Source organism: Glacieibacterium sp. (assembly GCF_965200405.1).
Classification (GTDB): Bacteria; Pseudomonadota; Alphaproteobacteria; order Sphingomonadales; family Sphingomonadaceae; genus Glacieibacterium.
In genome coordinates this window covers 569,182-589,790 of sequence record NZ_OZ241356.1, presented here as the reverse complement: position 1 = coordinate 589,790, position 20,609 = coordinate 569,182, and the positions used below count along the sequence as shown (strand labels likewise).

The 20,609-nt window shown below is 69.5% G+C and carries 16 protein-coding genes; 13 read left to right on the top strand and 3 right to left on the bottom strand.

Going from position 1 to position 20,609, the window contains the following annotated elements; translation table 11 throughout:
* The first annotated feature begins 46 nt into the window (after nt 1-46).
* From ACOFKW_RS02640 to phhA, 13 genes are all read left to right on the top strand, one after another.
* Nucleotides 47-421 (top strand): DUF3467 domain-containing protein, encoded by a 375-nt coding sequence (locus ACOFKW_RS02640; RefSeq protein WP_419815805.1) that lies wholly within the window; start codon nt 47-49, stop codon nt 419-421.
* Nucleotides 418-4,383 (top strand): papain-like cysteine protease family protein, encoded by a 3,966-nt coding sequence (locus tag ACOFKW_RS02635; RefSeq protein WP_419815804.1) that lies wholly within the window; start codon nt 418-420, stop codon nt 4,381-4,383. The genes ACOFKW_RS02640 and ACOFKW_RS02635 overlap by 4 nt, the downstream gene beginning before the upstream one ends.
* Nucleotides 4,384-4,386: 3 nt before the next feature.
* Complete coding sequence (locus tag ACOFKW_RS02630) at nt 4,387-5,490, top strand: hypothetical protein (RefSeq protein WP_419815803.1); 1,104 nt, start codon at nt 4,387-4,389, stop codon at nt 5,488-5,490.
* Nucleotides 5,487-5,732 carry a hypothetical protein gene (locus ACOFKW_RS02625; RefSeq protein ID WP_419815802.1) on the top strand — a complete coding sequence of 82 codons (246 nt, stop codon included), beginning with the start codon at nt 5,487-5,489 and terminating at the stop codon, nt 5,730-5,732. The genes ACOFKW_RS02630 and ACOFKW_RS02625 overlap by 4 nt, the downstream gene beginning before the upstream one ends.
* Nucleotides 5,729-6,547, top strand: coding sequence for a hypothetical protein (locus ACOFKW_RS02620; protein ID WP_419815801.1), 819 nt, complete (start codon nt 5,729-5,731; stop codon nt 6,545-6,547). Before ACOFKW_RS02625 ends, ACOFKW_RS02620 begins: the two co-directional genes overlap by 4 nt.
* Nucleotides 6,544-7,998 carry a S8 family peptidase gene (locus tag ACOFKW_RS02615; protein WP_419815800.1) on the top strand — a complete coding sequence of 485 codons (1,455 nt, stop codon included), beginning with the start codon at nt 6,544-6,546 and terminating at the stop codon, nt 7,996-7,998. Before ACOFKW_RS02620 ends, ACOFKW_RS02615 begins: the two co-directional genes overlap by 4 nt.
* A gap of 54 nt (nt 7,999-8,052) precedes the next feature.
* Entirely contained in the window at nt 8,053-9,846 is a 1,794-nt protein-coding gene (locus ACOFKW_RS02610) for a hypothetical protein (protein WP_419815799.1), read from the top strand.
* A 27-nt stretch (nt 9,847-9,873) separates the two neighbouring features.
* Nucleotides 9,874-10,914, top strand: a complete 1,041-nt coding sequence (locus ACOFKW_RS02605) for a hypothetical protein (RefSeq protein WP_419815798.1) — start codon at nt 9,874-9,876, stop codon at nt 10,912-10,914.
* 25 nt (nt 10,915-10,939) lie between these two features.
* Complete coding sequence (locus tag ACOFKW_RS02600) at nt 10,940-12,244, top strand: hypothetical protein (RefSeq protein WP_419815797.1); 1,305 nt, start codon at nt 10,940-10,942, stop codon at nt 12,242-12,244.
* Between the two features lie 30 nt (nt 12,245-12,274).
* Nucleotides 12,275-13,492 carry a hypothetical protein gene (locus tag ACOFKW_RS02595; RefSeq protein WP_419815796.1) on the top strand — a complete coding sequence of 406 codons (1,218 nt, stop codon included), beginning with the start codon at nt 12,275-12,277 and terminating at the stop codon, nt 13,490-13,492.
* Nucleotides 13,489-14,430 (top strand): hypothetical protein, encoded by a 942-nt coding sequence (locus ACOFKW_RS02590; RefSeq protein WP_419815795.1) that lies wholly within the window; start codon nt 13,489-13,491, stop codon nt 14,428-14,430. The genes ACOFKW_RS02595 and ACOFKW_RS02590 overlap by 4 nt, the downstream gene beginning before the upstream one ends.
* A gap of 5 nt (nt 14,431-14,435) precedes the next feature.
* Nucleotides 14,436-15,860 carry a hypothetical protein gene (locus ACOFKW_RS02585; RefSeq protein ID WP_419815794.1) on the top strand — a complete coding sequence of 475 codons (1,425 nt, stop codon included), beginning with the start codon at nt 14,436-14,438 and terminating at the stop codon, nt 15,858-15,860.
* A gap of 141 nt (nt 15,861-16,001) precedes the next feature.
* The gene (gene phhA / locus ACOFKW_RS02580) at nt 16,002-16,874 is read left to right on the top strand and encodes a phenylalanine 4-monooxygenase (RefSeq protein WP_419816852.1); all 873 of its coding nucleotides are present in this window, start codon (nt 16,002-16,004) and stop codon (nt 16,872-16,874) included.
* Nucleotides 16,875-16,900: 26 nt separating this feature from the next.
* Here the strand turns inward: phhA and ACOFKW_RS02575 are convergent, their stop codons facing one another.
* Genes ACOFKW_RS02575 through ACOFKW_RS02565 form a run of 3 tightly spaced genes read right to left on the bottom strand, consistent with a single transcriptional unit; the run spans nt 16,901 to nt 20,584 of the window.
* Nucleotides 16,901-17,284, bottom strand: coding sequence for a YdbL family protein (locus ACOFKW_RS02575; RefSeq protein ID WP_419815793.1), 384 nt, complete (start codon nt 17,282-17,284; stop codon nt 16,901-16,903).
* Nucleotides 17,285-17,294: 10 nt separating this feature from the next.
* Nucleotides 17,295-17,489, bottom strand: coding sequence for a YnbE family lipoprotein (locus ACOFKW_RS02570; protein WP_419815792.1), 195 nt, complete (start codon nt 17,487-17,489; stop codon nt 17,295-17,297).
* Between the two features lie 41 nt (nt 17,490-17,530).
* Nucleotides 17,531-20,584: an intermembrane phospholipid transport protein YdbH family protein gene (locus ACOFKW_RS02565; RefSeq protein ID WP_419815791.1), complete on the bottom strand. Its 3,054-nt coding sequence runs from the start codon at nt 20,582-20,584 to the stop codon at nt 17,531-17,533.
* Nucleotides 20,585-20,609: the final 25 nt, after the last annotated feature.

Sequence of the window (20,609 nt, the reverse complement as noted above, 5' to 3'; positions counted from 1 at the left end):
TAGCAGCCTCCGATCGGCTGGCACGCGGTTTGCAGATCGTTTGCCGATGAGCCCAGCCGCAACTCCCGTCCCTGCCACCACCCGCCGCCGGCGACCGCCGCTCGCCGCCTATGCCAATTACTTCGAGGTCGGGCACAACGCCTTCGAGTTCCTGATCGACTTCGGCCAGTTCCAGCCGGAGGCCGGGGCGGTGACGATGCACAGCCGCATGGCGACCGGGCCGGTCCACGCCAAGCTGCTCGCCGGCCTGCTCGCCGATGCGGTCAACCGCTTCGAGCGCGAGTACGGCATCATCGAGGACCTTGCCCAGCCGGTGGCGACACTGGTCCCGCCCCATGACTTCGAACGCCGCGCCGTGCGCGCCCGCGCCGATGCGGCATCCAGCCTGGCCATCGCCACAGACCCAGAGGTAGCACCATGACCGCGCAACTTCGCTTCAGCCGGATCGACGTCACCGATCGCTTTCCGATGGTCGCCCTGAAGATCCGCGACGACGGCCGCCCAAGCCAGGCCGAAGTCGCGATCGGCACCGATCCCGCGCTGTTCAAGCCGGACGGAAAGAAGGACCGCAACGCCGCCAATTTCTATTCGACCAAGGGCAATGGCGCGGTCCGCTTCGCCGGCAACGAGGCGAACTTCATCGTGCCGCCCGAAGTGCTGGCGCGGTTCATCGGTAACGAGAAGCTGTACGTTGGCGTCGCCACGGCGGGTGAGGGCGACGCGATGAAGGTCGCGGTGACCCCGACCGAGGCGAGCCCATACATCAGCATTAAGGGCCTTTCGGGCCGCAGCCTGGCGCGGGTCCGGGTCATCCCCAACCGCCAGCAGCGCGCCGCCGGCTATGGCAAGAACGGCCAGGCGCAGCTCGAATGGGCCGGCGACACGGCAACACCGGGCATGGCGCCGGTCGAGGCCGGCACGAACGGCGCGACGGCACCGGTCAAGAACGGCAAGGCGAACGGCTCCGACCAGCCTGCGGCTCCGGTGCCTTATGACGACGGCTTCGGGCCGCTGCCGGCTGCAAAAGCGCCGACGAACGCCGCTCCGGCCCCCGCCCCCGCCGCGGCACCGGCCCCCGCACCGACTGCGCAGGGCCTCGACGACGATCCGGAGAGCCACGGCATCGACGGACCGGCCTATACCGCTGCCCCGGCGACGCTAGGTTATGGACAGGCGCGCGGCTTGGCGGCGCCGAACCCGGACTATGACCGCGTCGCGCGCTTCGTCGTGTCGCCGGCGGTGACGGCCGGGCGGGGTGGCAAGACCATCGATCGAATCGTCATCCACATCACCGACGCCCCGACCACCAGCAGTACGGTCAATCACTTCAGCCGCGCCGGCGCCAACTCCAGCGCGCATTACCTCGTCGGCCAGCACGGCGAGATCGTCCAGTTCGTCCCCGAGGCCGACACGGCCTGGCACGCCAAGGGCGCCAACCAGCGCAGCATCGGCATCGAGCATGTCGCGGTAAAGGCGGGCGGCGTCGACTATGGCGGCACCCACTTCGACGCGCTGGCGCCGAGCGATACCCAATATTGCGAGTCCGCCGCGCTGGTCACCGCGCTGTGCGACAAATACGGGCTGACACCCGATCGCACGACGATCATCGGCCACCGTGAGGCCGACACCGGCACCAGCCACACGTCGTGCCCGGACGGCAACTGGAACTGGGACCATTTCATGGACCTGGTGACCAACCGCTATTGCAAGGCGCAGCCGGCGACCACGAACGGCACGGCGCAGGGCCTGTCGCTGAAGGCCAAGACGAACGGCCGCTACCCCCAGGCGCGGGCGATGGTCGTCGGGGCCGAAGATCGCCAGCGCGTTCGGCAACTCGCGGCGGACTACAAGGACCTGTTCCAATGGAGCCCGGCGCCGTCGCTGGTCGCGCAGGTCAAGGCGCGCGGCTTCACCATCCAGCGCCTCGACGCGGCCGTCGGCGACCTCAACTGCGATTTCTACAAGGTCGTCATCAAGCGCTTCCCGGACGGTTGGGACGCGCCCAAGCTGCTTGGCCAGTCCATCAGGAACATCAACCAATTCGTCGACACCGGGATCACCGATTTCAGTCCCTATGACGATAGCGACGCGCAGAAGCTGGCGTCCGACAAGCCGCTCGGCGCGGCGATGTTCCTCGACATCAAGGGGCGGATCGTCGACCTCGACCCGACGGGTTGGGACAATGCCGCGATCGTCATCAGCGAGGCCAAGCCGCAATTCTATGCGGTCACGACGATCAACACGCCGCGCTCCGGCGACCATCCGGTCAGCGGCCACCGGCAGTTCGGCTATTTCGTCGTCGACGGCGTCACCACTTTCTACACCCGGGGTACCGACCGGGCGACGCTGGGCTTCCCGGGCACCGAGACGCTGATCTTCGCGGGCGGCGAGCGCCTGTGGGAAAGCTTCCAGTCGAGGCTCGCGGCGTTCATCAACGACAAGGGCGGCGAGGCAGAGATACTCGCGCCGTTCAGCGAGCGCTTCAATCCGACGGCGATCCGCGAGGAACTCGGCGGCTTCGAGACGGCGCAGGCACTGGCGGCGCGCAAGCTGCCGGCCGGGCGCGGCCTGTCGGCCGACAGCTTCACGATCAACTGGGACGAGGTCCAGCAGATCGCGCAGCCGACCGACGTCAGTTGCTGGGCGACCGCCACGTCGATGGTCCTCGGCTGGCGCGACCGGATGAGCCTGACCGTCGAGGGCATCGCCGCGAACGCCGGCCTGACCACCGCCACCGGGCTCGACCCGGCGCAGGTCGGCCAGTTCGCCACCGACATGAAGATGACGGCCGAGCCGCCGCGCAGCTACACCGTCGATGCGTTCCGCAAGCTGATCGAGGCCAACGGCCCGCTGTGGGTCGGCGCCGCGGTGCCGGGGCTGCACGCCATCGTCGTGACCGGTCTGTATGCCGAGGGCGACGAGACCTATGTGCGGATCACCGACCCGTGGGACCGCGATGTCGGCTCGCCGGGCGCGCCGGGGGCCTATGCCACCAGCCATGCGACGGGCAGCCGCTACATCATGCGCTGGGCCGACTTCGTCGCGGAGTACGAGCGCGCCGCGACCGACTTCGCCGCGGTCAATCTGCAGGTCCTGCACTGCGGCGGCACCTTCGGCCACCAGCTCAACACCGGCAGCGCGGCCGGTGCCGGCTATGCGCTGGGCCTGGAGACGCGGAACAAGGCGAAGGCGAGGGCACTGGGCGGCGCGGCATTCACGCTCAACTGGGACGATGTCGAGCTGATCGCCCAGCCGACCGAGTTCAGCTGCTGGGCCGCCGCCGGGGCGATGGTCGTCGGCTGGCGCGACATGGTCAGCCTGTCGCCCGAGGCCGTCGGCTCGATCTGCGGGCGCAGCACCGCGACCGGGCTGGCCCCCGGCGACGTCAACCGCTTCGCCGGCGAGATGGGCCTGAGCGCCGAAAACCCGATGTGCTATGCCGAGGACGGCTTCCGCGACCTGCTGGAGCGCAACGGCCCGTTGTGGGTCGCCGCCGCCGTGCCGGGGCTGCACGCCATCGTCGTCACCGGCATGTATTCGGACGGCACCGAGACCTACGTCCGCGTCGCCGACCCGTGGGACCGCGCCGTCGGCACCCCTGGCGCACCCGGCGGCTATGCCGCGACCCACACCACCGGCAGCCGCTACATCATGACCTACCGGGACTTCACCCAGGAGTATGAGAACGCCGCCGGTGCCTTCCCGGGCGGGGGCGCGCAGATCCTGCATTCGTGCGGGACAGGATCGCGCCAGCCCAATCGTGGGCCGACCGCACCGGCGGGCTATGCCATGGCCAACCTCGAGGCGGACCGCCTGCCCGAGGGTGACGCGGCGCCGACCGATGCCGACCTTGCGATGGCGCCGCCACCGCCGCCGCGGGCCCGCGCCATGGAGGTGATCGGCACTATCGGCGGACTGCTGCCGCAACTGCTCAGCGACAGCTCGGGCGATATCAGTTGGGAACTCGACCAGTTCCGCGGGCTCAAGCATCCGGGCGACAAGGTCCCGGCCAATCCGGCGCCGTTCAGCGACGCCGCGACGATTCGGCTCGACGACTGGCCCAAGCTGACCGGCTGGGGCATCGACGACATCTACGCCTGGTTCACCGTCGACTGGCAGTACAACGGCAAGTCGCTCGGCAACGTCCGGATCGGCAACATCGGCACCAACGACGCCAAGCTGATGAAGCTCAAGGTGCGGGCGCAGATCATGGACGATGCGGTGCTGTACGAGCCCGGCGGTATCGCGGCGCTCAAGGTCCGCTTCCACTACCGCTTCAGCCGGACGCCGGGCGACGACATCATCGCCGTCACCGACCTGCAGCTGTTCGCCGACGGCACCTACCTCCGGGATGGCAAATACCTGCAGAAGAGCACGATCTGAGCCATGGCGACATCCGCTCGCCTGGTTTTGCCGCCGCCGCCGCCGTCGACCGGACGCATCCGTGCGCCGGTGGCGGGGGCGCTGGCCAAGGACTTTCTCGGGCGCGAGATCGTCGATCCGAACGCGGCGCCGCCGGCCACCGACCCGCTGCTCGGCGACGGGACGAAACCCGCGACGAAGCGCGAGAGCGCCACCGACGCGCTGGGGCGGCGCTCGGGCAACCTCACGGACGAGCTCGACTTCCCCAAGTTCGTCGCCTCGCTGATCCACGGCACATTCGATGCCATGGTCGACAGCTCGATCCGCCAGATGCAGGCCTATGCCGACCTGGTCTCGGCGGTCGCCAAGCCGCTGGATCAATTCACCCAGGAGAATGTCTCGGCCAACCAGGCCCGCGACTTCCTGGTCGAGCAATATCCGCGCGACGTTATGCTGGTCGACAGTGGCGACGCGCTGACGCTGGCGCCGGTACCGCACGCCCAGCCTGCCGATGGCTTCAGCCAGCCGAGCAGCCCGCGCTGGCTCGCCGACTTCGGGCTGGAGGGCGAGGAGCTGTCGGCGGAGACGCTGGAGGATCGGATCCTGCCGCTGGCGCGCGAGAAGGCCGCCAAGGCGCGGTTGCAGACGCTGGCGACGATGGTGCTGATGGGCATCAACCGGATCGTCGTGAAGGACGGCACGATCGGCGCGCGGCTGCGCTTCCGGGCCGCTGCCGCCGACCGCGCGGCGGTGCAATATGCGACGGGCGGCGACCCCGCGACGGGGGGCGAAGTCTGGGGCTCCAAGGGCTCGGCCAGCGAGCCGCTGCCAATGACCAAGGTGTCAAGCGTCGGGGTCAACGTCCAGTCGGACAGCGAGCTCAATGCCGAGCTGTTCGGCGAGGTGCGGATCAACTTCGCCAGCGAGACGGTGCCGCTGGACCGCTTCGTCGACGATGCCAAGCGGACGCTGCTGGAGCGCCATTCGCGGCAGCTGCCGAGCGCGCCGCCGGCGCCGGTGGTCAAGCTGGTCCAGCCCCCGGCGCCGGTCGCCGTCGCGCCGGGCGCCACCACTCCGGTGATCTCGCCGACGCCGCCGCCACCACCACCCGCGGGGGTTCCGGCATGACCGACCGGCGCGCCTTGTCAGACATGCTGATCGACATCGCCGACGGTGTCCTCGGCTTCCAGCCGCCCGCGGGATTGCGGGCCACCGGCCTCGAGGTGAAGCTGCCGGTCGAGGTCGAGATGGCGCGCACTGCGGCGGGCCCCGAGTTCCGCGCCGAGCTGCCGCGCTTCGTGACGCGCACCGCGTTCGACAAGCCACCGAGCCGGCTGACCGTGCGCTGGGCCGAGGGGACCGCGCCATGAACCCCTATGCCCAGACCGCCGCCGCCAGCGAGCCGGCGCTGCCGCTGGAGAACTTCATCCAGGCGGTGCAGTCGCAGCTCGACAAGGCGCAGACCGCGATGACGCTGAAGGCGCGCAATCTCAACATGCCGCTGACCTTTGCGATCAAGGACATCAGCCTCGACCTGCGTGCCCATGTCGAGTTCGCGCGCAGCGAGATCCGCATCCGGCCGGCGGGCGCCAACGATGCCGAGGCGAGCGTCTTCCACCTGGTCTTCGCCGCGATCACCCGGCCGATGATCGAGGAGAACGCCGCCGCGCTGGCGGTCGAGGACCCCGAAGACCGCAACATCGACGAGATCGAGGGCGCCAACCTCAACGAGGACGAGCGCCGCCAGCTCGAATGGGTCGGCGTGCGGACCGTCGGCCAGCTGCGCGACATCGAGGCGAAGGGCGGTGGCCGGACGGTGCAGCGCGTCACCGGCTTGCCGGTCGATCGGCTGAGGGCGGCGCTGGAGCGCGCCTCGGCGCCGCTGGTCGAGCATGTCACGCCGGTCGAACGCGCGCCGGGCGACCAGAGCGAAGGCCCGCCGCTGATCCGCCTGAAGGGACGCAATCTGCTGGGCGGCGGCGGCCGGCCACGGGTGACGCTGAGCGGCGAGGCGATGGCGGTGGTCTCCGCCTCCGACCGCGAACTGCTGCTGGCCCCGCAGGCGCATCAATGGGCTGGCGAGCTGTGCGTCGCGCCGGCGGACGGCCTGCACGGCGGACCGGCGACGGCGCTGGCGTTCGACCTGACGCCGTTCGCCCCGGCAAAGCGGGAGCCGGTGGCATGACCATCCGCTCTCTTGGCATGCCCTGGGCCAGTCCCGGCGACCGGACATTCTCGCTGCCGCGCGACGTGCTGGTGACGCTGGCGCTGGGCGAAGACCCGAGCGACGTGCCGGCCCTGATCGACGTGCGCGACGGACAGGTGAAGGCGGCCGAGAAGCTCGACGGCGGCCCAGTCGACCGCATCGTCGGCGAACTGGCGGGGGCATTCCGCGCCGTGCGGGTCCACAGCGCCGCCGCCGCGCTGGCATCGCCGAGCCGCCGCAACCGCGGCTATGATGCCGCCGAACAGGCGTCGGGACTCGCGCGCAGCTTCCTGTTGCGGGTGCCGAAGGGCGCACCGGTCGGGCGGATCGCCGAGACGCTGGCGCAACTGTCGACGGTGACCTCGGCCAGCCCCAATTACGTTGCCGTGACGCCGTTCGAGGCGCCGGCCCGCCCGGGGCAGTTCGCCGGGGCCCGGTCGGAAGACCCGGCGGCGCCGCGCACCCTGATCCGCGCACCGGAAGCGCTGCGGCGCGAACCCGGCGACCCGGCGGTGCTGATCGGCCTGGTCGATTCCGGCGTCGCGCTCAACCACCCCGAAATCGCGGGCAAGCTGCGCGCCGGCTACGACACGGTGCAGATGGCCGACGACGGCGTCTCGCCAGGCATCCAGCTGCTCGGCGACCACGGCAAGTTCGACCGCAATCCCACCGACCGCTTCGTCGGGCACGGCATGGGCTGCGCCGGGATCATCGGCGGATTGGGACTGCGGATGCCGCCAGGGCTGGCCGGGCTGGCGCAGATCATCCCGTTGCGCGCGCTGGCTGCGGCGCGACTGCCGGGCAAGGACAATGCGATCGGCATCGGGGCGATCTCCGACCTCGACGCGGCGGTCAAGCTGGCGGTCGACCTGGGTGCCAAGGTGATCAACATGAGCTTTGGTACCGACGACGATGCGCTGGCGCCGTCCAGCCCCAAGCCGCACACCGACGTCGTCCGCTACGCCCTCAACCGCGGCTGCATCCTGATCGCCGCCAGCGGCAACAACGGCCGCGAGACACGCTATTGGCCCGCCGCCTTCGAGGGCGTCATCGCCGTCGGGGCCTGCGACGACGACCGGCATGTGACCGGCTTCTCGACACGCGGCGAGCATGTCGCTTTGTGTGCTCCCGGCCAGAACGTCCTGAGCTGCGGTCTGACCGGCTATCAGCACGTCACCGGCACCAGCTTTGCTGCGCCCTTCGTCGCCGCCGCGGCGGCGCTGCTGGTGGCGCGCGGCCAGCGTCGCGCCTGCCCGGTCGACGGCGCACTGGTCCGCTCCGTGCTGACCGCCTCGGCCCAGCCCTTCGCGGAGACGCCGCCGGCGGGATGCGGCAGCGGCATCCTCGACGTCGTCGCCGCGCTCGAGCGGCTCGATGTCGTCATCGACCAGACCGTCGCCGACGATCCCGGCCAGATCGAAGACGGATGAGCGCGGCCACCTCGTACTAACTTTGGAAAGATCACGAGATTTCAGGAGGTTGACATGGTTGCCATCACGAACATCCGGTACCGCGACATCGACAAGGCAGAGGGCGCCGAGCGCGAGCGGCTCGCCAACCGGCTTGGCCAGCTTGCCAAGATGGAGGATAGCCGCCGCCATCTGACGCCCGACGAGGCCGACGACAAGGCGCGCATCGGCGCCATCCTCGACACCATCGCCGCCGACGACAGCGAGGTCTGCAATCCGCTGTTCGTCACTGTGCGCGACCTGTTCAACGCCAGTCCCGGGCTGTTGTCGGGGTTCCTCGGCAACCACGTCGACGGCGTGCTGCGCGGCTCGCTGAGCAAGGCGGGCGCGGGCAGCTTCACCCAGGTCGCGAGCTGCAAGGCGGCGCTGACGCTCGGGCTGCTGAGCCTCGACGGAGCCGCCGACCTGGCGCCGGTCGTCGTCGTGCGGCCGGACGCCAGCCCACCGCCACCGCCGCCGCCGGCATCGGACGTGAACTCGCCGAAGGCTGCCGCCAGCACGCCCGGACCCGAGCACCGTGCCATCATCGCCCGCCAGTCGGGGACGGGCTGGGCGCAACTCAGCCGCATGTTCTTCGCCGCGATCGGCGAGGCGCAGTCGATGCAGGACCTGGCGATGCTGGTGCTGCCGCTGCTTGCGCAGGAAGGCGATCCGAGCCGCAGCGACAAGCTGGCCCCGGTCGTCGACGCGATCGAGTTCGCCAAGGTCATGCGCAACCTGGCCGCCAAGGGCATCACCTCCGACGAGCCCCAGCTGCGCCGCCTGATCAACGACGAGCTCGACCGGCTGCAGGGGCGCGGCGCCGACAACGCCGCCGAGATCCTGGGCATCGACCTGCCCGACCTGGAGGACGCGGCCAGCGCGGCGATCGTCAAGGACAACGTCAGGTTGATGGGCCCGATGATCTGCGCCGCGATGTTCGACGAGTTGAAGGCCTTCGAGGTCGTCGACAAGCTGGTCGAGCTGTTCCAGCACGGCATGCTGACCATCGGCAACGGAGCCGCCGGCAAGCAGCTGTACAAATACTGGAAGGACGCGCCCAACCGCATGTCGGATGCGGAGCGCCGCAACTTCTACGCGATGACGATGGGCATCCCGGGCGGCGATTCCAGCGGCATGGTCAACCGCGAGTTCAACGACCTGTGGCTGCGCTTCGTGTCCTCGGTGTCGTCGTTCGTGCGGCAGAACGAGGTCGACCGGTTGCTCCGGGCCAGCCTGCCGTCGCCGATCAGCCACCAGCAGATCCGCAAGGCGGCGCGCGACCTCGCGGTCAACCTGTCGCTGCACGGCTATGGCATGGCCTATTACGCCGCGCTCGATCTGCAGCAGCAGATCAAGTTCATGATCAACCTGCTCAGCGACAAGGAGGTCATGGCCAATTACGGCGCGCGCGACATGTGGCAGGTCATCGACCAGGTCGCGACGCTCGAGCTGGGCGGTGCCAAGACCAGTTCGCGCTATGCGACGCTGGCGAGCTGCGGGGCGATCATCACCGCCTGGCTGGCCGATAACGCCGACCGCATCCAGCGTCCGGTCGGGCCGATCATCGACATCGAGGACGTACGCTCGCCGATGCCGCGCAGCAACGGCATCAAGGCGACCCAGCACCCGACCGACTATGATCTGGTCAATGCCTGCGAGCTGTGGCTGGCGGATACGGCGACCGGGGACTCGGTGATCGAGCAGATGGCGCAGCCGCGAGAGGCTCCGGCGATGACTTCGCGGCCGGTGCAGATCCCCTCGATCGCGCGCGAGATGCTGGCCGACCTGCCCGGCGTCGGCCTCGGCTACCAGCAGACGCGGCACTGACGCAGGGCGAGCAGGAGGGAGGATGCAATGGCTACCCAATACCGCGAGCCGCTGGCCGCCAAGGTGGCGCGTCGATTGCAGTCGGCGGCGATGGCACTCGGCACCGCCGACCCGGTGCGGCCGGTCAAGCGGCTGATCGATTCGACCTTCTCGCTGCCCGACGGCGACTATCGCTACGGCAACAACGCCCTGACGCCGCGGGCAGCGCCGATCGAGCCGAGCTTCTCGGAGATGCAGCCGAACGTGCTGCGCTTCACCATCGAGCCGCTCGGGCCCGGCGCCAGCGGCATGGACCGGCGCGACGAGGCGACGCGCGAGATGCGGCGGCTGGTGTCGGAGCATTTCGGGCGCGAGGCGCTGCGCTGGTTCGACGAGCGTTCGGAGGCGTGGCGCGGCTTCGGCTCCGGCGCCAACCTGGGCTATGGCGCCTTTTTCGGCACCAGCAGCGACCGCGACGGGCTGGCGGCGTCCAAGGTCTATTACGAGACCGGGGAGCACCAGCTATCGGCGATGCCGACCGGGCTGCTCAGCATCGTGCGGACCGTCACCTCGCTGATGCCCAGCCTGAAGCCGCTGTTCACGACGCTGTCGGCGATGCGCAACGACGGCGGCCAGCGGCTGACCTTCGTCCAGCCCAACGCCATCCGGATCGGCGACTTCCAGCCGGTGCTCGACGCGCTCGGGCTGGGCGACCGCATGCCGGGGCTGCTGCAGACGCTGGGGCTGACACTGGGCGGGCGCTTCGACCTGCCGGCCAATTCCTGCCTCGTGGCGTTCGGGCAGGACGCGGAGGGCGCGCCGGAGTTCGAGCTGTACGTCATGCTCGGGATGATCCCCGACGTGCCGCCGAACTTCCTGCAGCTGCTCAGCCTGGGGCTCAACGAGCGCCCGCGCGAGCTGGTTGCCTTGGAGCGCTGGCTGTCGGCCTTCACGCCCGACGACGATGTCTGGCCCGGCCGCTTCTCGATCCTGTCGCTGCGCACCGGGCGCCGTGCTCCGCCCCGCGTCTCGCTGTACCTGCGGCCGGCGGAGTTCGAACTGCCGATGCGTGCGCTGCAGGCCGCCTGATCCCCTGCGTTCATAGAGGTCCGCCATGTCGACAGAGATCCAGCCCCGGCCCGAAGTCCGCCAGGCGGTCGCCAATTTGCTGACCCGGTCGGCGGCGTTCAACGCGCTGTCGCCGGACAAGAAGCGCGAAGTGGCGCGGGCGACGGCGATGGTCGCGGACTATCTCGCGGTGCCTGAGGGCATCGAGGGCAACCGGCTGGCCGGCGGTGTCGGCATGCCCCAGGCGCGGGCGCTTGCCGATCCGCCTCAGGTGCCGGGGCAGACCGGTTTCACCGAGGCCAGCGCGGAAGTCGACAAGATCGGCCAGGATGAGTTCAGCGCCGACGCCGCACGCGAGGGCGCCAAGGTCGCCGGGCTGCTGCTCAAGCAGGTCAAGTTCCCGACCTTCGTCGCGTCGCTGATCGAGGGGGTGTTCCACGCCATCGTCAAGTCGTCGATCGAGCAGATGGAAGCCTATACGGCGATGATCGCCTCGGTCGCCAAGTCGCTGAAGCAGTTCACCGACGACAATGTCTCGCCCAACCAGGGCCGCGACCACATGGTGGAGAAATTCCCCGACCTGTTCGAGATCGGCCAGGACGACATGGGCGGCAGCGGCGAGCCCCGGCTGAAGCTGCGCGACGGCGTCGACGAAAGCGCCGCGCTGAAGCGCGTCAACACGATGCAGTTCGAAGACGGCAACGTCATGAAGTCGATGGATCTCAGCGACGAGAACGTCGAGACGGCGCTGGTCATGGCGGCGCGGATGCAACTCGCCAAGCAACGCCAGCAGCTGATGGCCTCGATGGTGCTGATGGGCATCAACCGCATCGTCATCACCGACGGGCGGATCAGCGCCAAGATCATGTACGACTTCACGTCGAAGGACTCGCTGTCGAAGAAGCGCAGCGCCCAGGCCTATGACTATGCGCGCAACGTCGACGGCTCGCTGGCGACGACGCGGACGGGGGAGGGCAAGACCGACGAGGGCGGCAACAGCAATTACTCGCGCGACCGGTCGAAGGACACCAACACCACCGATTACAGCGCCGACTATTACTCCAAGGGCGAGTACAAGTTCGAGGACAAGCCGGTGATGACCGCGATGAGCGCGGCGTCGGAGGCCTCGGACTCGCAGTTGCAGACACGGGTCCAGCTCGCCGGCGCGGTCGAGGTCAACTTCAAGAGCGACTACCTGCCGCTCGACAAGATGGCGACGCCGGGCATGATCGCCGCGATCCAGGGCAATTCGACGCCGGTCGATCCCAACGTCGTGCCGTCCGCCAGGAACGCACCGGCGCCGGTCGCGGGCACCACGACGCCGGCCGCAGCGCCCGCGCCGGTGGCCTGAGCCGTGGCCAGTCTCGCCACAGCCGCGCAGGTGTCCTCCACGCCGCCACAGGCATCGAGGGCGCAGCAACAGGCGCCCTGGACGACGCCGCAGGCGCTGGAGGCGGTGCGCCCGCAAGTCCGCGAGTTGTTGACCGCGATCCCGACCTACCAGGCGCTGACGCCAACCGAGCAGCGCGACCTTGCCGCCAACATGGTCAAGGTGCTGGCCTATATCTCCGACCCCAACGGCGTGATGACCGAGGCCGGGACGCCTCCGGTCGCGGCGGCGCGGACGCTCGCCGACGATCCGGTCGAGGCGACCAAGTCGATGCTGTCGAAGGCGCCCAAGACTGCCGGCCAGGACTTCAAGGCAGGTGCGGTGCGCGAGGGTGTCGACCAGTTCGGCGCACTGGTGAAAAAGGTCGACTTTCCCAAGTTCGTCGGCGGGCTGATCAAGAACGTCTTCCAGGCGATCGTCGAAAGCTCGATCGAGCAGATGCGCGCTTACGGCGAGCTGATCTCCAACGTCGCCAAGACGGTCGGCGATTTCGCCCAGGACAACATCAGCCAGGCCGCCGGGCGCGACTGGCTGGCGCAGAAATACCCCGATACCTTCGAGGTGCAGAGTGGCGCCCAGTCGCAGGGCTTTGCCGATGGCGGTACGGCTCCCGCGCCGCCGCCGGTGCTGGTGGCGAAGGGCGAGAACCCGGAGGTGCGACTGGCCGAGATCAGCGGCGAGCTTGGCATCCCCCCGGTTACCGACGTCTCCGATCCGCAGGCCGAGCTCAAGATCGTCACCGCCGCGCGCCTCCAGATGGCCAAGTCGCGCCAGCAGATGCTCGCCTCGATGGTCATGCTCGGCATCAACCGCATCGTCATCACCGACGGCAGCATCACCGCCAAGGTGATCTTCGACATGCGCGCCGACGACAGCTCGAAGCGCAAGTACACCGCCCAGATGAACGACACCCAGACCGACCATGCCGCCGCCAGCATGGACGCCAGCTATGGCGGCTGGATGTCGCCGGTCGATGTCAGCGTCCACGGCGAGACGTCGACCGATCATGTCGCGACGGTCGGCTCGGCGGTCGACGAGAGCAGCGAGAGCAAGGCCGAGGTCAAGGCCAAGCTGTCAGGCGAGGTGCGGGTCAACTTCAAGAGCGACTATCTGCCGATGGAAAAGATGGCGACGCCCGAGATGATGGCGACGATCCAGGGCAATTCGACGCCGTACAACCCCAACGCCAAGGCGGTACCGGCCCAATGACGACGCGCTCACCGATCAGCCCGTCGGCAGGCGAACTGCTGCTCGACAGCGCGCTGCGCAAGTCCGGCGCGCTGCTGGGTGCGGCGCAGGCGTTTGCAGTCGGGCTCGACGAACTGGGGTCGCTCGACCTGCCGCCGACGATGCACGGCTCGATCGACCAGGCACAGCTACGCGCCATCGCCAGCCTGTACCTCGCCGCCGACCTGGAGGCAGCCGGGGTCGTGCCGGTGGTCGAGACGCTGGCGGGGCTCAGCCGAGGCGGCAGCGGCGGGCTGAGCATCGACCTGGGTGGCGCAGCGCCGCTGGTCGCGGCATTCTGGCAGGGACGCAGCGACCGCGCCACCGCCGACGAGCGGAGCCAGACCTTCGACCGCCTGTTCGGCGAGGCGTTCGAGGACGCGATGATCGAGGTCTGCGAGGCGCTGTACAAGCTCGACGAACTGCCGACGAACGCCAATTACGGTGGGCTGGCGCAACAGACGCGGGCGCGGGTCGCGGCGACCAGGCTGGCGGCAAAGCTCGCCGACGCGGGGGGCGGGATCACGGTGTTCCTCGCCGAGCAGATCCTCGCCAGCCTCAAGGCGGCGCTGGCGATCCTTGGGCATCCGGACCTCAGGGGCGCGTTCGGGGCGCGCGACGTCTGGGGCACGATCGCCGGCATCGACCGGGTGACGCGCACCCGCCGCTCCGATCCGCGGCTGTATGTCCGGCGCGGCCGGGCCGGCATGACCGTGCTGGCCTGGCTCGCCGATGCGGCGCCGCATCTGGAGAACGCCGCGCAGCTGCTGGTCGCGCTCGACCATCCGGTGATCCCGGCGGCGGTCGACTGGCTCGAGTCGGCGCTGGCGATCGGTGAGAGCGACGCTCCGGCCGGGACGCCCGCCGCCACGATGGCGCCAGCCAGCGGCAAGTCGCCCTGGGCAGCCCTGGCGGGCTGACGGTCGTGCACGTCGCGGCCCTGGCACGCGCGGCGGACGAGCCCGGCGTGGCCGCGCCGACCGCTCGCGTCGTCGCGCTGCCGCCGCCCGAGGTCCGCGGCGCGGTGCGCGACCTGCTCAGCACCTGCGCCGAATATCACGCACTGGCGCCCGAGACGCGCAAGGCCATCGCCGGATCGGTCGTCCGCATCGCCGCGACCGCGCAGGCGCTGGCCCAGGCCGCCGACCCGGCGCCGCCACCGCCGCCGCCCGTTGCCCGGGCGATGAGCGCCGGGTCCGACTTCTCCGGCGTCGCGGCGAACAAGGTGGCGGGAACGACCGAGGCGATCCTCAAGGCGGTGAGCTTTCCGCGCTTCGTCACCGAGCTGATCAACGGCGTCTTCAAGGCCCTCAACGAGTCGAACCAGCAGCAGCTGGCGAGCTATATCGAGCTGATCCAGAACGTTTCCAGCACGCTCGATGGCTTTGCCGACGCCAATGTCGGGATCGCCGGGGCGCGCCAGTGGCTGGCCGATCACTTTCCCGGATCGTTCGTCGTCCAGGGTGACGAGGACCTGGAGCCGACACCGACCATGTCGGTCGAGGAGCGCCGCGAACTGCAGGCCGAGCGCGATGCCTCGACCCGCCTGCGGCTGGTGCCGAACGGCACGATGCCGACCGAGGCGGCGTTGAAAAGCGCGTTTGGCCTCGGCCCGCAGGACAGCGTTCCGGCCGGCGGCGACCCGGAGGCGCTGGTGCCGTTCGCGCGCATCGTCATCGCGCGCAACCGCCAGCAGATGCTGTCGACGATGGTGATGATGGGCATGCAGCGCATCGTCATCGAGAGCGGGCGACTGTCGGCGGCGATGCGCTTCCACATCGACACCCGCTCGGCGGCCGCCGCCGATGCCGGCTCGACCTTCGACACGCGCACCAACATGGATGTCAGCGGCGGCGCCAAGTTCGGGCCCTGGGGCATGGAGGCCAAGGTCCAGAGCACGATCGGCTATGTCTCGACCCAGAACAGCCGTACGACCGAGGAGATGAACACCGATCTCGAACTGTCGTCGAACGTCGAGTTGCTGTTCAAGACCGACTATGTCCAGCTCGACCGGCTCGCCGGTGGTCCGACGCAGGAGCGCATCCGGGTCAACGCGATGAATCCGGAGGCGGAAGCGCAGATCGCCGCCAAGGACCGCGCCGCCCGGACCGCCGCAGCGGGTACGGCGGAGGCGGCGCGGGGTGCGAAGATCACGCAGCGCCTGCAGCGTCCGGCTGCGGCTCCGCCGGCGCAAGCCGCCGCTCCGGGGGCAAAGCCTGCAGAAAAACCAGCGGAGAAGCCGGCCGAAAAGCCTGCCGAGAAGCCGGCGGAAAAGGCTGCGGAGAAGCCAGCAGAGAAATCAGCCGACAAACCGGCGGAGAAGCCTGCCGAGAAAACGGTTACGAAATAGCGGTCTTCTGGGGCAGGCAGCCTTGTCGCAGCGACCGATCCAGCCGTTGTTCCTGTTTGAACCCTCGTCATTCCGGCGATATTGATCGGATATGCCGTGTCGGACGGTACCGGCGCCGGGGCGAACCTGCGATGGGCGATCATGGCTGAAGCACAGAACGAGCGACCTTCCGGCACCGCCGCCGACTGGACGATCCCGCAGGATTGGGCCCGCTACACGGCCGTCGAGCACGCCACTTGGGACAAGTTGTTCGCTCGCCAGTCGGCGATGCTGCCGTCGCGCGTCGCGCCCGAGTTTATCGCCGGCCTCGATATCCTGCGGCTGTCCCGGCCCGGCATCCCCGACTTCGCCGAACTGTCGGAGCGACTGATGGCGGCGACCGGCTGGCAGGTCGTCGCGGTGCCGGGGCTGGTGCCGGAGGACGTGTTCTTCGACCATCTCGCCAATCGGCGCTTCGTTGCGGGACGCTTCATCCGAACCCCCGAGCAGCTCGACTATCTGCAGGAGCCCGACATCTTCCACGATGTCTTCGGCCATGTGCCGCTGCTCGCCAATCCGGTGTTCGCCGACTACATGCAGGCCTATGGCCAGGGTGGCCAGCGCGCCGCCGGCATGGGCATGATCGACAAGCTGGCGCGGCTCTATTGGTACACTGTCGAGTTCGGCCTGATCCGCTCCGACGCCGGGTTGCGGCTGTACGGTGCCGGGATCGTCTCGTCCTACGGCGAGTCGGTATTCGCCCTCGACGACCCATCGCCGAACCGCCTCGGCTTCGACCTCAAGCGGCTGATGCGAACCAAGTACCGGATCGACGACTACCAGCAGAACTACTTCGTCATCGACAGCTTCAAGGACCTGCTGCGCCAGACGCTGGAGACCGACTTCGGTCCGCTGTACGAGGCGCTGGAGGAAGAGCCCGACATTGAGATCGAGACGATCCTGCCGACCGACAAGGTCTACACGCGCGGCACGCAGGCCTATTTCCGTGACCGGGGAACGCCCGGCAACGTGTAGCCGGTGCGTCTAAGCCAGCCCGCCGGCTAGCCGCAGAAGCTCGGCATTACCACCGGCGCTGACGCGGTGCGCTGGCGCCAGTTGCCGGTCTGGTCGCGGTAGAAATGCCCGACCGCGACGCGGTTGCGGAACTGCTGGCAGCCCGCCGCCGCGCCGATGTCCGCGACCGTGACGCCTGGCTTGGCGCTGGCGCTGTCGGTGAAGATGGCGCGGCGCTGGATGTTGATCGCGTCGACGCGCGCCTTCAGGTCCGCCGGTCCGCCCGACTTGACGACACCGAGGTAACCGTCGGCCTGCTCGCCGACCAGGCCGCTGGCGCGCGCCGCCTCGACCACTGCATCGGCACCCTGGGCCAGCACCGGACCCGCGACGACCAGCAGCGCGGCAATTGCGAAATGAGAAATGCGCATCGTCATATCCTCAGAAGACCCCGGCGTTTTTCTTGATCAGGTCGGCGGCGTCCTTCTCGAGACGGACGACGACCTCCTGCTTGATGTTGACGTTGAGGTTGATCTCGATCGGCTTGTCGGGCGCCCGCAACTGGATGCAGCCGGCCAGCGAGGCGAGCAGCAGCACCGCCAACGGGCGCACGATGATTTGGTCAAACTGGTTCATGGTCACCCCGAGTAGCACAGACTGTTTCGCCTGCCACCGCTTTACCGCGGCTGAACCGGTGCGGCGGGCGCGGCGTGCAGCAGCGGCCGGACGTCGCTGAGCGAGGCGGCGGTGCCGAGCAGGGCGCGGAACGGCGCGCGCACGGTGATGCCGAACTTGAACGGCAGGCCGGTCGCCTTGATCGGCACCGGGCCCCCGCCGATGGTGGCGGTGGTCTCGTTGGTCCCGCTGAAGCGCACCTGCGTCACCAGCTCGCCGTCGAGGTCGCCGTCGAGGTCGAGCGCCAGTTCGTTATAGCGCAGTCGGCGCAGCGCATCGAAGGCCAGCTTCGCGCCCGCACCCATCTCCTCGCTGCCGACCGCACCGACATACTGCACCAGCCCGCCGCCCTGTCGCGCCACCATCCGCCCGGTGACGATGCGGCCTTTCTCGTCAGCGAAGACCAGCGGCAGGACGCCGTCGAACGTGCCGGTGACGTTGAGGTTCTTGATCTCGAAGCGCTGCAGGAACAGCTGCGCGTCCAGTCCGTCGACGTTGAGCTTGAATTCGCGGCGCAGGTCGCCGGCGCGGATCGTCACCGGAGCCAGGGTCAGCGTGCCGCCGGCATAGGGCCAGCGGATGCTGTCGATCGCCGCCGCGTCGGGGCCGAGCATTTGGAACACCGCGACGCCGTCGTCGACCGCGATGCCGGGATTGATGCGCGCGATCCGGAGCGTCTGGCCGGGCGGGGTGGTCAGCGCCAGCAGGTCGTCGAACTCGACGGTGCCGTCGATGCCATCGACCGGACCGAGCGCGGCGGTGGCGAGGTTGAGCTTGTCGATGCGGACGCTGCCGTGGCTGGTCAGCGTATCCGGCGTCCAGTCGAAGCGCCCGGTGCCGACGATCGGCCCGACGACGTTGTCGATGATGCCGCGAAGATTTTCGGTGATCTGGTAGGGCTGGAGGTCCGGGCCGAAGGTCAGCCTGCCGGTGTCGAGGGTTGCGTAGCCGGTGCCCGAGGCGAGGGCGTGGGTGGCCGCGAAGGTGAACAGCCGGGCTGGCGCAGCGTCGAGGCGGGCGCTGCCTTTCGCCTCGATCGTGTCGCCGGAGAGGGTGGCGCCCAGGTCGATCAGGCGCAATGGCTGGAAACGCGCAGGCGCGGTGCGGTCGGTGACGCGGGCACTGGCTTTGCTCAGGCTCACACGGCCGTGGTCGAGGCGCCAGTCGCCGCCGGCATCATCGATGGCGACCGGGAGACCGGTATCGTCGAGCGCCGCGGCGTCGATACGGCCATTTCCGCTGTTGGCGCCAACCGTGCCGCCGATCGTGGCGCGGAGCCGCCGGGCACCATAGCTCGCGGTGATTGCGGCAGGCGCAAGGGCGACGCGAGGTGCGGTCGGGCTGCCCGACAGGACGACGCGCAAGGGGGCGGTGCTCAAGGCCAGCGGCGTGCCGTCGTAATGACCGGCGAGACGAACCGGATCGCTGGCTAGCGCGCCACCGATGCGGCCCTGCCCGACGAATGGCGGCGCGGTAGCGGAAGGGCAAAGCCGGACCCGGCCCGCGGCCAGTCGCAACGTTGCACGCGACAGGCCCTGCCAGTCGACAGCGAGGCAATGCTGGTCGAAGCGCAAGGCCATGCCAGGGCCGAGGCGCAAGGCCAGGGGGATGCCGAGCCGGTCCGCCACGATGCCACCGCCGAGCTTGCCGGAAACGCGGACACCGCCGTCGAGGATCGCACCACCGCCGTCGCTGCGCGCGGTAAGACTGAGCGCGTCGAGGGTGGCACCGGGCACCATCCAGCGTGCTGCAGCCAGGGTCGCCCGGCCGTCGAACGCGCCCCGCTGCCAGCGACCATCGGCGGTCAGTCGTGTCACCGGCAGCCCGCCACTGGCGATCGAGGCGCCGCCGGAGATCGACACGGCGCCGTCGTCGTAGGTCACGCTGCCGGTCTGCGTCAGGCGCGCTCCATTGTTCGCGGCTAGCGCAAGCCCCGTCACCGCCGCGTGAAGCCGGCCCTCACGGTTGCTGGCGGAGATTTGCGCGGTGCCGTCGAACGAGCGCGCCGCAGCCTCGATCCGGGCGCTGAGGCCGTCGAGCAGCGGCTGGCCCAGCGTTCCCGCCGCGCGCCGGGCCGGGGCTCGCAACCATGTCGCGGGTACCACCGTTGCCGCTCCGTCCAGCTTGACCAGCGCATCGCCGCCTGCCTCCCGCCGCGCGCTGTCGAAGCGGTAATTGCCGTTTGCTGCGACCTGCTTCGCCGTTCCCGCAGCGCCACGCAGGCTCGTCGCAGCCAGCGTGAACTTGCCCGCCAGCGGACCGGAGAGCGTCGCGGCCGACGCATCGGCGGTCAGTTTCGCCGCCCCGCTGCGGTATCCGCCACCTTCGACGCCGGCGGTACTCGCGGTGACGGTCGCGCGATAACTGTCCAGGGTCGGCGGCAACGTCGCCGCGAGCTGCCAGCGCAGGGTGTTCGCGATGCCCGCCGCACAGGCCAGACGCGGCATGAGGCCGTTCGCCGCGAGGCGCGTCTCGCGGCGGGCCATGGCCACAGTGATGTCCATCCCCGGCACCGCCGTCGTGCAACCGGCGCCCGCCAGCGTTGCCGGGTCGAGCCTTGCCGCCCCCGTAAACCCACCGCGCAGCCGGCCGTTGCCTTGCGCCGTCCCGGCCAGCATCCCGAATGGCGTGGCGACGCTGACCCGCGCGCCCACCACCCGCAGGTCGATGTCAGGCAGCGGCTGCGGCGTCGCGTTCTTCGGCAAAAGCCGGTCGAGGCTGCCCAGGCTGAAGCCCTTGTCCGACAGCGTCGCGCGCAGCACCGGCCGGATCAGCGTGACCGCCTTCAGCCCCGGCGACAGCAGCGACCAGCCGAGCTGCGCGTCGATCCGCTCGGCGGTGAAATCCGGAAGCGTCTGGGGTCCCAGCGAGACATCCGCCAGCGTCACCGCCGAGGGCGAGATCGCGGTGATGCGGTAGCGCGCCGCCACGCCCTGAGCGGCGAACCAGCGCGCCACCACCGCTTCGCTCAGTGGCGCACGGCTCAGCCAGGCGACGGTCACCAGCAGCGCCAGCAACAGCAGGATGATGAGCAACAGGCGGATCAGGCGCGACACTTCTACTCCGCCGGGTTCGCGCCAC

What these genes read in the sequence shown, in the direction of transcription:
- ACOFKW_RS02640 (WP_419815805.1), top strand. Translation starts at nt 47, where the DNA reads ATGAGCCCAGCCGCAACTCCCGTCCCTGCCACCACCCGCCGCCGGCGA.
- ACOFKW_RS02635 (WP_419815804.1), top strand. Translation starts at nt 418, where the DNA reads ATGACCGCGCAACTTCGCTTCAGCCGGATCGACGTCACCGATCGCTTT.
- ACOFKW_RS02630 (WP_419815803.1), top strand. Translation starts at nt 4,387, where the DNA reads ATGGCGACATCCGCTCGCCTGGTTTTGCCGCCGCCGCCGCCGTCGACC.
- ACOFKW_RS02625 (WP_419815802.1), top strand. Translation starts at nt 5,487, where the DNA reads ATGACCGACCGGCGCGCCTTGTCAGACATGCTGATCGACATCGCCGAC.
- ACOFKW_RS02620 (WP_419815801.1), top strand. Translation starts at nt 5,729, where the DNA reads ATGAACCCCTATGCCCAGACCGCCGCCGCCAGCGAGCCGGCGCTGCCG.
- ACOFKW_RS02615 (WP_419815800.1), top strand. Translation starts at nt 6,544, where the DNA reads ATGACCATCCGCTCTCTTGGCATGCCCTGGGCCAGTCCCGGCGACCGG.
- ACOFKW_RS02610 (WP_419815799.1), top strand. Translation starts at nt 8,053, where the DNA reads ATGGTTGCCATCACGAACATCCGGTACCGCGACATCGACAAGGCAGAG.
- ACOFKW_RS02605 (WP_419815798.1), top strand. Translation starts at nt 9,874, where the DNA reads ATGGCTACCCAATACCGCGAGCCGCTGGCCGCCAAGGTGGCGCGTCGA.
- ACOFKW_RS02600 (WP_419815797.1), top strand. Translation starts at nt 10,940, where the DNA reads ATGTCGACAGAGATCCAGCCCCGGCCCGAAGTCCGCCAGGCGGTCGCC.
- ACOFKW_RS02590 (WP_419815795.1), top strand. Translation starts at nt 13,489, where the DNA reads ATGACGACGCGCTCACCGATCAGCCCGTCGGCAGGCGAACTGCTGCTC.
- phhA (WP_419816852.1), top strand. Translation starts at nt 16,002, where the DNA reads ATGGCTGAAGCACAGAACGAGCGACCTTCCGGCACCGCCGCCGACTGG.
- ACOFKW_RS02575 (WP_419815793.1), bottom strand. Translation starts at nt 17,284, where the DNA reads ATGCGCATTTCTCATTTCGCAATTGCCGCGCTGCTGGTCGTCGCGGGT.
- ACOFKW_RS02570 (WP_419815792.1), bottom strand. Translation starts at nt 17,489, where the DNA reads ATGAACCAGTTTGACCAAATCATCGTGCGCCCGTTGGCGGTGCTGCTG.